This is a genomic window from Variovorax sp. 10L426 (assembly GCF_056395305.1).
Window position 1 is genome coordinate 58778 of the sequence record NZ_JBFTJF010000002.1, and the last position, 12652, is coordinate 71429.

Genomic DNA, 12652 nt, shown 5'->3' on the forward strand with positions numbered 1-12652 from the left:
TGCCATTGATCGAGACCGGCACGGAGAGCGTGTTTCTGCAATCACAATGCGGGTTCCATCGGACCTACGATGACCTGGGCATCGGGTTCGTGAAAGGTGTAAGTCACCCCAAGTTCGATCAGCCATTCGTCGGGCACGCCCCCGACAAATTCTCCGGCCATATCGTTCCCGCCAATGAAGAGTTTGGAGCTATAGCCGTCGAACAGGATTGTTCCGCCCGCTCCGCGTCCATCGGCATAGAAGTGGCTCTCAGAGAAAGCATCGGGATGCTGGTCAGGAAAGTACGTTCTCTCGATACGCTCGCCGTTGTCGAGGTACTGCGTCGAAGTGGCCTTTCTACCTGATGCATCGTAGTCGGTGATCGTGCTGCTCCAGTCCTGACTTCCGTCGCTGTCGAAGAAGGTATCCCTGCGGCCGCCGTCGTCCCTGCGAACGCTGCTGAGTTCGATGCGGCCTTGGGCGTCGTATTGGTTCACGATGGAGGACCAAGACTGACTGTTGTTCACGTCGTTCTCAATCACGCCCAGGGTGCCATCGTCCATCCAGACATTGGTAGCGTCATTGCGGCCCTGCGCGTCGTAGTGTGACTGGATGGCGGCCCATGATTGACTGTTGCTCGCGTCGACCAGGGTGTCGGTCCGCGACCCGTCCTTCATCCTGATTTGGCCCGAGTCATTGCGACCCTGCGTGTCGTAGTGCTCCTTGATGAAGGACCAATTCGAAGTGTTAGTCGGGTCGTAGCGGAGGACTTCACGCGAGCCGTCGCTCATCGTGACTTCTTCCAAGTCGCTGCGCATCTGCGCGTCGTAGTGCGTATACGTCACGGACCCATCACCGTACACGCCGTACACGTAGAGGCCCCGCGTGCCGTCATCCATCGTGACTTCGGTTCTGTAGATTTGGCCTTGCGCGTCGTGCAGCGAATAGGTGGAGGACCATGGCTGACTGCCGTCCACGTCATAACGGTATGAGTACGCGGAGCCGTCGTTCATCCGGAAGGTGGAAGCGTCGTTGCGGCCCTGCGCGTCATAGTGCGTCGAGGAGGAGCCCAAAGGCAACCAAGGATTGAAGTCCAAGTAGTAATAGTCCTCGCTTCTCGTGCCGTCGTCCATCATGGTTTCGGTCATGAAGGTGCGGCCCTGCGCGTCGTAGGTCATCGAGCGCGTCGCATAGTTAGCGTTGTCATGGGCGCCGTCGACTTCGATCAGCTTGGACATATTGCCGTTGTGATCGAACTCCCTGATCGTTTGGTCACCGTTGGTCTCTGTGGCCTCGTAGCGAGTCACTTGTCCGTTGATGGAGGTGGCGGTGCCCGACTTGCCGATGTACTGAACGACGCCACTGGGAGATGTAATCTGGACCGAGTACGGAACCCAATCCGAACCCACCTTGATAGCCCCGTACTCGATCGCGTCATAGACATGGGTGCTCGTTTCCACCTTCACTCCATTGGCGTAGTACCTCGTCTGTATGTCTCCATCAACGATGGTGACTGCCGTTGCCTCAATGAGCGCATCCCAAGCAACGTCGAGCGTGCGGCCCCATTGCGCAAGGTTGGCGACACCCGGCGTCTGGTCCATCCACTGTTGAGCGGGACCGCTGATCGTGGGGTCAGGATTGAAAGCGAGCGCGCCCATCCGCTGGGCCAGAATCATGTTGATGACCAGGCCGTCCGGGCCGTCGCCGCCTGTTTCGCGAATGCGGGCCCAAAGGTCTTCCACAGCCTGTGGCCCCTCGGTGCGTTCGATCAAATCCATTGGCGTTGTGAGCGTCCAGTTGGCGAGAGAAAGGCCATATTTTTCAAACGCTTGTCCGTGGAAGTTCTTTGTTGCCTCGAAATCCAAATCCTGATTGACGGAACCTCCCTGGCCCTGCGCGGCTCTCCCAAGCGCTTGGAGATAACCGAGCGCCATGTCCACTCGCAACGCATCGAGTTGCAGTGGGTTGAGGTTCTGCCCTGCTTCGCCGGATAGGCCCATGGCGGCGCTGCTCTGCATGAATTGCAATGCAGCCTGACCGGAGATGGAGTCGCCGCGGGCGACGCCTCCAGCCCAACCTGCATAGTTGTAGCCGCTCTCGTAGAGACTGTCATAGACCTGCAGGACCGCATTGATGCCGCCTTGCTTGATTTGCGTTTGGTATTGCTCGATTTCAGCCAGAGTTAAGTTTTGTGGCATGTGTGCTTCTTCTTGATTGCTTATGTGAATCGGGTCGAACGGACGCCTACCGATTCACTGTGGAAGGATTGGCGTCCTTGGTTCTAAAGCTCATGAGTTGATCGGTGACCGCCGATTGAATCTCCCGCCATTGCGAGAGGTGGCCCCGCCTGTAACGCATTGAGACCCTTGCGCGCACTGCGGGCTCCAAGCTGAAGAAGTGCTGGCAGGGAGCGGCCTCGTGAGGTACGTTGCTGCACGAGATATAGGCATCGACCTTTCCGTCCTTGGCCCGATGGATAAACACATCGCTAGCGTTGCGGTTCTCCCGATATGGTCGGTCGGTCTTCGGGTCGATGCCGGCAGGTGCATAGACGGTCAGGCCGTACTCGGTCTGCGGAAGCACTTCGTATCTGTCGTAGCCGAGCACCGGAGGGCGCGATAGCCCGGCAGTCAAGCGATCCAGGAAGCCGTCACCCCAGTAGCTTTGGCCGGTACTCACACCGACGTGAATCCAGGGCGTATCAAACACCGTATAGCGCTGCCTGTCCTTCCGTATCTCCGCACTGGACATGCCGACCATGTCGGGGAGGCGCACGTCATATCCGAAGCTTTTGAGCTTGGACTGCTGGGTGCGCTCCGGTACGGGGCCCTTGCGCTTCTCGCCAAATCCGGGGTCGCCGTCGTACTCCACGTAGTTGGCGAAATGCCTCGGGATCATGACGGGCATCCCCCCAAGGTCACCCAACACGTCGCGGTGAGAGAACTGCGCGGCCGCCATTTCCGGCGGCTGAAAACCATTCATGCTGTGTCCGACAACGCGCAGCGCGAACCACGCGGCGAGGGCCAAAATCGCGAAGAAGGCCAATAGCAAGAGGATGACCCAACGCCCTCGGTGGCTCGGGCGCGTGCTGGCTTCTTCTTCGGCAGGCGGGGAGGCGGACGTGTTCTCGGATGGAGGCGGTTGGATCATCAATAGCTCTTCGTCGTTGTTTTGGTCATGTAGTGCCCCGGCTCAGCGTTCGCGCAAGCTGTGCCGGATGCCGTCGAGCACCGGATCGAACAGGTAGCGCCACGCGCTGCGCTCGGCGGTCGGGATGAAGACCTCTGCCTGCATGCCCGGTGACAGCACCAGCGGCTGGCCGGCAAGCCCGCTGGCGGTGTCCAGTGCTTCAGGGCTGACGTTGACGTGCGCGACGTAGTACGGCGCATTGGGGGCCTGAGGGTCGACTTGGCGATCCGCCCCGACATAGGTCACGCGCCCATCCACCTTGGGCGTGGCGCGCGTGCGATAGGCAGGCAGCATCACATGCGCGAGCGCCCCGTGCGCCAGGGCCTTCTGCGCATCGCGGATGTCAGTCGGAGCGATGCGCGCTTCGATCACCAGCTCGGAGTTCGTCGGCACGATGTCCAGCAGGGGCTCGCGCGGGCCGATGGCCGCGCCCACGGTATGCACCTTCAGGCCCACCACTTCACCGTCCACCGGGGCCACCACTTGCTGCCGCGTCTGCGCATCGAGCGCGGGGCGCAGCGCCTGCGTCGTCTGCGCGAGCTGCGCGGTGATCTCCTTCAGCTCATCAGCCGCCGCACGCGCGAACTCGGTGCGCTGCGCCGAGAGCTTCAGGCGCGTGTCGGCCTCCTTCTGGCGGGCCTGCGACAGCTGGCTCTGCCCGCCTTGCACTCGCGCGCGGTAGTCCGCCACGACCCGCTGCAGTTCGGCCAATCTGGCGGCGCTGATGAAGCCGTCAGCCTTGAGCCTCTCATTCATCGCAAGGTCTTGCTGCGCGAGCCGGAGGGCTGATTCGGTGGTGGCGATCAGTTCGGTCTGCGTCTTGGTCTCGCTCTGGATTTGCGACAGTTGTTCGCTCAACCACCGGGCCTGTTCGGCCTGCTGGCGGGCACGCGCGGTGAACAGCTCCAGCTCGCGCTGCGCGAGGAGCGCAACCTGCGCTTCGTCCGCCTCATCCGTTCCGCTCGTCTCGTTGTGGCCCGCGTGGTCATCCTGCTGCTCAAGTGCGCGGAAGTCGGGCGTGAAGGCCGTTCCGCGCGTCTCGGCGCTCAGGCGTTGCACCTTCAGGCTGTTCACGATCCACTGCTCGCGCAGGGACTGAGCGCCTGCGGCTACGCGCGCGTCGGCCAGCGTGATGAGGGGCTGGCCCTGCGTCACCCGGTCACCGTCCTTCACGTGGATGGCCGCGACGATGCCGCCCTCGGCGTGCTGCACGGTCTTGCGGTTGCCGACCGACTTGACAGTTCCCTCGGCGATGACGGCGGCGGCCAGCGGCGCAAGCGCGGCCCATGCACTCAAGGCCACGAGCCCGAGCACCGTGCCGCAGACCCCGGCACGCAATGCGCGGCGCATCTCCTGCTGCCAAGCGGGCGAAGGATCGGCGGCGGGATCATTCGCGGCAGCTTGATCAATGACGCTCATGAAGTGGCCGTCCGGTTTGCGATCCTGGCTTGATTGCGCTTGACCATCCATTGCAGTACCTGCTCGCGCGGGCCGAATTGTTCGACCGTCCCCTGCGCGAGCGCCAGTACGTGGCTTGCGAGGCCGATCAGGTGCGGGCGGTGGGTGACGACGACGACGGTGCGCCTGCGCTCGCGCAGGCCATGCAGGCAGCGCTCCAGCGCGGCTTCGCCTTCGGCGTCGAGCTGGCTGTTGGGTTCATCCAGCACCACGAGGCTCGGCTCGCCCACGCCCGGTGTCGCATAGATCGCGCGGGCCAGAGCGATGCGCTGGCGTTGCCCGCCCGAGAGGACGTGCGCGCCGGGCTCCTGGCCGATCAGGGTGTCGTATCCCTTCGGCAGTGCGGCAATCAGCTCATGCGCGCCCGCGCGCTGCCCTGCGAGCACGACGGCATCGCTTTGCTCCTGCGTCAGCTTCCCGGTCGGTCGCCACAGGCGCGCGATGTTGTGGGCAACCGTGCCCGAGTGCAACAGGACTTCCTGCGGAAGAAAGCCGGTGCTCTGCCCACGGGCCTGCGCCCCGTACTGATGCAGGGCCGCGCAGTCGATGGCAACCTCTCCCTGGGTCGGCGCCTGCACGCCAGCCAGCACGCGGGCGAGCGTGCTCTTGCCGCTGCCGCTGGAGCCGAGCACCGCGAGCATCCCCCCTGCGGGCAGATCGAAGCTGACGTTGTGCAGGATCGCGACCCCGGTGGGCGATGGCCGCACCGCCAGATGGCTCACGTTCAATTCGCCCTTGGTCGGCGGCAGGATCGTCTCGGGCGTTCGACTCACGCCACGGGCTTCGGACGCCAGGGCCTGCCGCAGCCGGGCGAGCGCCTCGCGCGCCTGCAGTTGCTGCTTCCAACCGCCGATCAGCACCTCCAGCGGCGCGAGTGCCTTGCCGAGCAGGATGCTGCCGGCGATCATCACGCCGCCCGTGGCCTGCCCCTGCAGCACCAGCCACGCGCCCGTGGCGAGCATGGCGATCTGGAGAACCTGGCGGGCAAGCTTGCCGAGCCCCTTCAAGCCGTGGCCCGGCAGGTCGGCATTCATCCGCGCCATGGAGGCCTCGCCCCTGATCGCGATCAGTGCGTCACCGACCTGATGCTGTTGACCGTGTGCCTGCAGCACGTCCGTGAAGGCCGCGACCTCGCCACTCATGCGGTGCGCCCGCACATGGGCCTGCTCGGCCGATGCCACCGCGCGGCGCAATCGCCATTCGGTGAGCCACGCGAGCCCGATCAGGGTCAGCATGCCAGCGAGCGCCACCGCGCCCAGCAGCGGATGGAAGCCCGCGAGGACCAGCAGGTAGACCACGCACCAAGGGAGATCGATCAACGCGAGTAATGCGGGGCCGCCGACGAATGCGCGCAGGGTGCCGATGTCCCGGAACAGTTGCTGTGCCACTGAGCCTGCCTGCACGGCAGGTACATGGAGCGTCAACGGCATCAGCGCGCGCGTAAGCTGGTCCTCCAATCCGGCCGCACGCGCCGCATGCCAGCGAACGCGGGAGGTATCGACCACCCACCATGCCGCGAGCGACAAGGCTGCGGCGGCGAGCAGCATGAGCAGGGTCTCGGTGCTACGACTGGACAGAACGCGGTCGTAGATTTGCAGCGTGACCAGCGTAGGAATCAGCAGAAGCAGATGAACGATGGTTCCTGCCAGGAAAGCGCCGGGCCATTCGCCCGATGTCGGCCACGCAAGGATGCGCTCGTCCTGTGCGGGAGCCACTGAAGCAGGGATGCGCGCGGAAGATTTGGGAACCGGGACCAACAAGGACTCCTCCACCTTTTCTTGATGCGCGGACCCCGACTCCCCCGACGGCAAGAAGAGATACGCGCTCGTTTTCTTTCACTTGAGCCTCGGGTAAGGAGAGGCCGCTGTCGATGAGATTCGTCTCATTCGCTGCCTCCCGAGCGCGTGGTACGTTCGCTCCGAAGCAGCGCACACGCCGAGCTAGTTGAAGAGTCCAGGGACAAAGAACTGTCCGAGCCGCCGATCTACTGAGCCTCAGCGGGTAAGCTCACAGGAATGTCCGCCTCAGACCCTCTTTCCAACGCATTCCGCAACCGCCTCGCCCAGCCCGGACTAACGCTCGGCACGCGGCTGATGTCGGGCACCCCAAGCACCGGCGAGGCGCGTGGCCGGGCCGGCTTCGAGAGCGGCGTCCACTGACGTCATCATCGGTGCAAGCGATTCTTTCCGAGGCCGGCCCGGTGCTGGTCTTCATGGCGTGCGTGGCGCTGGCCACTTACGCGCAGAACCTCACGGGCTTCGCGTTCAGCCTGATCCTGCTCGGCCTGGTGTCGGTGTTCCATATCGCGAGCGTGAGCGATGCGGCCAACGCCGCCACGGTGTTGAGCCTGGTCAATGGATGGAGTTACTTCCGTGCACGGCCGGGTGTGGTGCCGTGGAAGTTGATGAGGCCGGCGCTCAACGGCAGCACGGTCGGCGTGATCGTGGGGCTGATGCTGCTCACCTGGCTCAGCGGCGGTGCGGTGGTGTGGCTTCGGGGCCTGCTGGGCGTGTCGATCCTCGGCTGCGCAGTGCTGCTGGTGATGCAGGCCAAGCCGCTTGCCACGGTGTCGGGGCCGACGAGCTTTGCCGTCATCGGCGGGCTGTCGGGCGTGCTCGGGGGGCTGTTCTCCAGTTCGGGGCCGCCCATCGTCTTCCACATGTACCGCCAGCCGCTGGATCGGGAACTCGTGCGCCGTGCGCTGCTGCTGATGTTCGCGTTCAACTCGCTGGTGCGGCTCGTGATCGTTCTGCCGACGGGCCACTTCTCATGGTATTCGGCGCTGCTGGCCGGGTGCGCGATGCCGGTCGTCTACGGTGCGACGCGGCTGCATCACCGGCTGCCGAACAAGCTCCAGCCGCGCACGCTGAAATGGCTGGTCGGCGGCCTGTTGGCCGTCGCCGGCTCGACGCTGATCGCGAGCGCATGGATCACGATCGCGCAGGGCTGATTCAGAGGCCGACGAGCGGCAGGTCGACCACGAAATCCTTGCAGGCCGCGAGGTCCGGCGCCACGCCGAGCCCGGGTTCGTTCGACAGTTGCACCCAGCCGTCGTTGACCTTGAAGTTGGGCACCGCGAGCAGTTCGCGCAACGGGTTCGGGTTCGAATCGACCTCGACATAGCCCGGTCCGCCGACGGCGGTCTTCAGATGCATCGACGCGACCAGGCCGATGCCGCCGCCGAGCCAATGCGGGCAATACCATTTTTCAGCAGCGAGGGTCTGCTTCGCCACTTCGAGGCAGCCGCTGAAACCACCCCATTTGCCGAGATCAGGCTGGATGATTGCCATGCCCTCGGCCGCGATGAACTCGCGGAACTGCGCAAAGCCCGCGAGGTTCTCGCCGCCGGCCAGCGTGAGCGACTGGCGCTCGGCCAGTTCCTTCCAGCGCTGTGCGGGCTGGTCGGCGCGCAACGGCTCTTCGAGCCACAACAGGTCGAAGTCTTCCATGCGCTCGCCGGCCTTGCAGGCTTCGTCGAAGTCCCAGGCCTGGTTGGCGTCGACCATCATCGTGGCCTCGTTGCCCAGTGCGTCGCGCAGGGCGCGCAGGCTGGCGAGATCGCGCTCGGCGCCAAAGCCGACCTTGAGCTTGAACGCGCGGTAGCCCTCGTCGCGCTTCTGCAGCGCGAGCTTCTCGGGCTCGCCAGGGTTGAGGCCCGAGGCGTAGACCTGCACGGGTTGCGCCTCGGCGCCGCCCAGCACCTGCCACAGCGGGCGGCCCTTGCGCCGTGCGTACAGGTCCCACAGGGCGGTGTCCACACCCGCCACGATCTGGTTCAGCGTTCCGTGCTCGCCGGTCTGCAGCGCGAGCACCGCGAAACGGCGCGTCAGTTCATCGAAGCATTCGCGCGGATGCGACCAGGCGCGACCTGTGACTGCCGGACGGCAGTAGGCCAGCGCCATGCGTGCGCGATGCTCGGCGCCCACGGTCGGAAAATTGCACCAGATCTCGCCCCAGCCCACCGCACCGTCGGCATCGGTCAGCCGCACCAGCACCGCGGGGCGGTCGCGCATGATCCCGAAGGAGGTCTGCACCGGCGGATCGGCAGGGGCGCGGAACACGAAAACGTCGAAGCGCTCCACGGTGAAAGAGGAGGCGTTGTCCGGTGCGTTCGAAGTCATCCGCGGATTGTCCCCCGCGCGGCGGCCGTCAGGCGTGGGCGCCGTCGCCCAGGCGCATCCTCCGGTCCCATTGCTGCGGCAACGCCTGCGTGTCGAACGCGTGGCGCCCCTTCGCTTCGTAGGCTTCGAGCGCCTCGACATCCGCCACCAGTTGCTGGACGTCGGGATCGCTCTCCCCATACCGAACCTGCATCTTGACGACGAGGTGCTTCAGCCGGTCAAGGTCTTTGCTCATGGAATGCTCCGTTGAGACACGGTCTCGTTTCGACGGGCCCTGGTCGGCGCGCTTGCGCATATTGCATCGCCGGCTCTACGCTATGTCTTGTCATTCGTTGCAATCGCATTTCAATGGTCGCAAAGCGCTTCGAGGTGATTTTCGTGTCGCGCCGCAACTCGCTGCGGAGCATTTTGGCCCAGGCCTGTCTTGCGCACCTCGGCGCGGATCGATTCACGGCTTTGTCGTGCGGCCAGCCAGGCTATGTCAGTGTGGCCTTACATCCGGCCGCCATGGGCGCACTCGCCAGTGCGAGCATCCCGGTGCCGCCGGTGCATCCTCGGGGGTGGGACGAACTGGCGCGCGCAAGCTCGCACAGGGCGGATTTCGTCATTACCCTGGACGAGGCGACCCTGGCGTTCCAGCCGCGATGGCCGGGCCAGCCCGCCGCTGCCTTGTGGGCGTTTCCGGACGTTGCGGCCCTCGACAGTCCTGAAGAAGCCGCCCATGCAGCCATCCAGACGCTGTACGCCTTGCGCCGGCGCCTGGAACTGATGATCAGCCTGCCGCTGCACGGCGCCGATGCGGCGGCGATCCGATCGGACGTCCGCGATCTGGCGCACTTGCAATAAGGTCCGCACGGCTCCGTTCACGCCCCGCCATCGAGCGGCAGCCGTTCAATCATGCGAAAGGGCTCCCCGGCGCCGGCTTCGTGGAAGATGCTGAGCGCAGCACAGCGCGACGGCTGCACCAGGCTCTGGGAAAACCAGGTGCGCGCGTCTTGTTCGAATTGCCTCGCAGTGAGCGAGCCTCGGTCGGCAAAGCGGTCGCTCAGCGTCATGTGAAAGCGCCAGCCGTCGAAAACATGCGCATAGCCCCAGCGCGCGAGCCGCGCCAGGCTGGATGCGTCGCCAGCAGCTTCCGCAGCGCGCCGGGCCAATTCGCCGGGAGGCGCAGGCGCACGAAATTCGTCGAGTTCGCTGACACAAGCGTCGGCCAGTTGCCGCAGCGGATGTCCCGGGTCCGGCGCCAGCACGGGGCGCAAGGCGACGAAGTCCTGCAGCCACGCAACTTCCAGCGTGGGCATCTCGAAATCGCGGTGCCGCTCCGCCAGTGCGGCGACAGCGCGTCTCAGGTCCTGCAACGATCTCCCGGCCGCCAGCCGGAAGGGCGCCTTCAAGGTGGCATGGAAGCCGTAGCGCGCAGGCGCGGCGACGTTCGCACGCGGCGGCTGCGGCCTGACATCCATCCTCGACTGCGGATCGCGCCCGAGCCAGCCACAACCGGCAGCCCACAGGGGATGCGCAGCGTCGGGCGCCCAGTAGACGGCGTAGCGGTCGTCGCCCGAGCTCATGCCTTCGGGCCTTCGCCGGGGTCGGGAATTTCGTTCATTGGCAGTGGTGTCATCGCACGTTCGAGTATGGCGCGCCGGTTTATCCTTCCGTCAGACCTGCTGCTGCTGCCGCATCCGCCGAACTGGAAATCACCCAATGACCGAGACTGTCATCCACAACGCCCGCATCGTGCTCGATGGCGAGGTCATCTCGGGCCACGTCTGCCTGAACGACGGACGCATCGCCGCCATCGACCACGGTGCGAGCACGCGGCCCGGCGCGATCGACTGGAACGGTGACTGGCTGCTGCCCGGCCTGGTGGAGGTGCACACCGACAACCTGGAGCGGCACGTGATGCCGCGCCCCAAGGTCAAGTTTCCGATGCAGCCTGCCGTCCAGGCGCACGATGCCGAGATGGCCGCGAACGGCATCACCACGGTGCTCGATGCGATCGGCGTCGGCGACCCCTACGGCGATGGCTTCCGCTCCCACGACCAGAGCGACCTGCTTCAGGTCCTCGACACGCTGGAGGAAGCCGGCACGCTGCGCGCCGACCATTTCATCCACATCCGCTGCGAACTGCCGGCGGCCAATGCGCGCGAACTGTTCGCGCCGTTTGCCAAGCACCGCCGCCTGCGCCTGATCTCGCTGATGGACCACACACCGGGCCAGCGTCAATGGCACGATCTGGAACACGCCCGTGTCTACTACACGGGCAAGAAGGGTTGGAGCGACGCCAAGTTCGCCGACGAAGTGCGCATTGCACCTGAGCGGCAGGCGCTCCATGCGGAACCCAATCGCCGATGGTTCGCCGACTTCGCTCGCGCGCATGAGATCTCGCTGGCGACACACGACGACACCACCGCCGAGCACGTGGAAGAGGCGAAACGCCTGGGCGCGTCGATGAGCGAATTTCCGACCACGCTGGAAGCGGCGCGTCGTGCCCGGGAACTGGGGTTGTCGACCGTCATGGGCGCGCCGAACGTCGTGCGGGGCGGTTCGCACTCCGGCAATGCGTCGGCGACGGACCTTGCACGTGAAGGCCTGGTCGACAGCCTCTCGTCGGACTACGTGCCTGCCAGCCTCCTGCAGGCAGCCTGGCGCCTCGTGGACATTGGCACCTGCACGCTGCCGCAAGCCGTGGCCATCGTCAGCAGCGGCCCCGCGGTCGCCAGCGGCCTGCGCGATCGCGGCCGCATCGCACAGGGCCTGCGCGCCGACGTGCTTCGCGTGCGCCGCGTGGGCAGCGTGCCGGTCGTGTGCGAAACCTGGTCTCGCGGGCGGCGGGTGGCCTGAAACCCTGCACTCAAACCTGGAGGACGGTCGCCATGACCATCGAAGGGGGATCCATGATGTCAAGCGATTGGAAGCGCCGCGTCAGGCTGTTTCTCCAGCGCTTCTGGCAGCCGACCAGCGCGTGCATGACCTGCATGCCGGGCAGCTGGGGCAATCTCATGAGCCTTGCCCACTGGGCGACCGCACTTCAGACGGGCCTGGCCACCGGGATCCTTGCCGTGCTCTTGACGTTCACGCCGGCGGCAAAGCTCTATTCAAACCGATACGGCAACTCACTGGTCGTCGGCTGCCTGACGATGTTGGGCGACGCCTACTCGCACGCGAATCACTACGACATCCCCTTTGCCGAAGCCATCGTGACGGGCGTGATTTCGGGTCTGCTGACGCTGGCTGGCTCCTACCTCTTCGAAGACCGCGCCAGGCGGCTTCGCGCTGCGTGGGCGAGGATTTCCGGACAGCACTAGGGTTGCCGATGCATCTCGTCTCTCGATCCTTGATTCCGGCCATGTGGCTGGCTTGGGCGGCGTATTGGTGGGCGATGTCGCGCAACGTCAAGGCCACTGTGCGCCATGAGTCGGTTCGCTCTCGGCTATTGCACATCGTCCCTCTGATGCTGGCCATGGGCCTGCTGTGGCGTCCGAACGTCGCTGTCTCGCTGCTCGATCAGCGCATCGTTCCGCGCGCCGCATGGTCCTTCTGGATCGGCGCGGCCGTCACGCTGATGGGTCTTCTGTTCAGCGTGTGGGCGCGCGCATATCTGGGCAGGAATTGGAGCGGCACGGTGACGGTGAAAGAGAACCACGAACTCGTCACCAGTGGCCCCTACAGGATCGTCCGTCACCCGATCTACACGGGCCTGCTGCTGGCGTTCATCGGCTCCGCCTTTGCACGAGGGGACCTCGCGGGCGTGGTCGCGGTCGTGCTTGTCTTCCTTTCCTTCCGACGAAAGCTGCGCATGGAAGAGCGCTGGATGCGTGAGCAGTTCGGTGAAGCGTACGACGCCTACAGCCAGCGCGTTCCGGCGCTTGTTCCGTTTTCGCTTTGAAGTCGAACGAACGCCG

13 protein-coding genes are annotated in these 12652 nt (G+C 65.1%); 6 read left to right on the top strand and 7 right to left on the bottom strand.

Annotation, left to right across the window (positions count from 1 at the left end):
• Nucleotides 1–41 precede the first annotated feature (41 nt).
• The 4 genes from AC1DHL_RS02975 to AC1DHL_RS02990 are packed head-to-tail and all read right to left on the bottom strand — an operon-like array spanning nucleotide 42 to nucleotide 6386.
• Nucleotides 42–2177, bottom strand: a complete 2136-nt coding sequence (locus tag AC1DHL_RS02975) for a hypothetical protein (RefSeq protein ID WP_478160506.1) — start codon at nucleotides 2175–2177, stop codon at nucleotides 42–44.
• 46 nt (nucleotides 2178–2223) lie between these two features.
• Nucleotides 2224–3129 (bottom strand): hypothetical protein, encoded by a 906-nt coding sequence (locus AC1DHL_RS02980; protein WP_478160508.1) that lies wholly within the window; start codon nucleotides 3127–3129, stop codon nucleotides 2224–2226.
• A 42-nt stretch (nucleotides 3130–3171) separates the two neighbouring features.
• Nucleotides 3172–4587 carry an HlyD family type I secretion periplasmic adaptor subunit gene (locus AC1DHL_RS02985; protein WP_478160510.1) on the bottom strand — a complete coding sequence of 472 codons (1416 nt, stop codon included), beginning with the start codon at nucleotides 4585–4587 and terminating at the stop codon, nucleotides 3172–3174.
• Nucleotides 4584–6386 carry a type I secretion system permease/ATPase gene (locus tag AC1DHL_RS02990; protein WP_478160512.1) on the bottom strand — a complete coding sequence of 601 codons (1803 nt, stop codon included), beginning with the start codon at nucleotides 6384–6386 and terminating at the stop codon, nucleotides 4584–4586. The genes AC1DHL_RS02985 and AC1DHL_RS02990 overlap by 4 nt, the downstream gene beginning before the upstream one ends.
• Nucleotides 6387–6641: 255 nt before the next feature.
• Here AC1DHL_RS02990 and AC1DHL_RS02995 point away from each other — a divergent pair, with 255 nt between their 5' ends.
• Nucleotides 6642–6785, top strand: coding sequence for a hypothetical protein (locus tag AC1DHL_RS02995; protein ID WP_478160514.1), 144 nt, complete (start codon nucleotides 6642–6644; stop codon nucleotides 6783–6785).
• An 11-nt stretch (nucleotides 6786–6796) separates the two neighbouring features.
• Complete coding sequence (locus AC1DHL_RS03000; RefSeq protein WP_478104631.1) at nucleotides 6797–7576, top strand: TSUP family transporter; 780 nt, start codon at nucleotides 6797–6799, stop codon at nucleotides 7574–7576.
• 1 nt (nucleotide 7577) lies between these two features.
• On the opposite strand, the gene AC1DHL_RS03005 is transcribed toward AC1DHL_RS03000, so the two are convergent.
• Both AC1DHL_RS03005 and AC1DHL_RS03010 read right to left on the bottom strand, forming a co-directional pair.
• Nucleotides 7578–8747, bottom strand: a complete 1170-nt coding sequence (locus AC1DHL_RS03005; protein WP_478160516.1) for a mandelate racemase/muconate lactonizing enzyme family protein — start codon at nucleotides 8745–8747, stop codon at nucleotides 7578–7580.
• Between the two features lie 28 nt (nucleotides 8748–8775).
• Nucleotides 8776–8982, bottom strand: a complete 207-nt coding sequence (locus AC1DHL_RS03010) for a hypothetical protein (RefSeq protein WP_478104634.1) — start codon at nucleotides 8980–8982, stop codon at nucleotides 8776–8778.
• Between the two features lie 143 nt (nucleotides 8983–9125).
• Here AC1DHL_RS03010 and AC1DHL_RS03015 point away from each other — a divergent pair, with 143 nt between their 5' ends.
• Nucleotides 9126–9593, top strand: a complete 468-nt coding sequence (locus tag AC1DHL_RS03015; RefSeq protein WP_478160518.1) for a low molecular weight phosphatase family protein — start codon at nucleotides 9126–9128, stop codon at nucleotides 9591–9593.
• 17 nt (nucleotides 9594–9610) lie between these two features.
• On the opposite strand, the gene AC1DHL_RS03020 is transcribed toward AC1DHL_RS03015, so the two are convergent.
• A complete protein-coding gene (locus AC1DHL_RS03020; RefSeq protein WP_478160520.1) occupies nucleotides 9611–10315 on the bottom strand; it encodes a DUF1045 domain-containing protein in 705 nt (234 codons plus the stop codon).
• 136 nt (nucleotides 10316–10451) lie between these two features.
• On the opposite strand from AC1DHL_RS03020, the gene AC1DHL_RS03025 reads away from it, so the two are divergent.
• From AC1DHL_RS03025 to AC1DHL_RS03035, 3 genes are read left to right on the top strand one after another with little or no spacing between them, the layout of a single operon-like run.
• Nucleotides 10452–11591: an alpha-D-ribose 1-methylphosphonate 5-triphosphate diphosphatase gene (locus tag AC1DHL_RS03025; protein ID WP_478160522.1), complete on the top strand. Its 1140-nt coding sequence runs from the start codon at nucleotides 10452–10454 to the stop codon at nucleotides 11589–11591.
• Between the two features lie 56 nt (nucleotides 11592–11647).
• Nucleotides 11648–12055 carry a hypothetical protein gene (locus AC1DHL_RS03030; RefSeq protein WP_478160946.1) on the top strand — a complete coding sequence of 136 codons (408 nt, stop codon included), beginning with the start codon at nucleotides 11648–11650 and terminating at the stop codon, nucleotides 12053–12055.
• Between the two features lie 41 nt (nucleotides 12056–12096).
• Complete coding sequence (locus AC1DHL_RS03035; RefSeq protein ID WP_478160524.1) at nucleotides 12097–12636, top strand: methyltransferase family protein; 540 nt, start codon at nucleotides 12097–12099, stop codon at nucleotides 12634–12636.
• The last annotated feature ends 16 nt before the right edge of the window (nucleotides 12637–12652 follow it).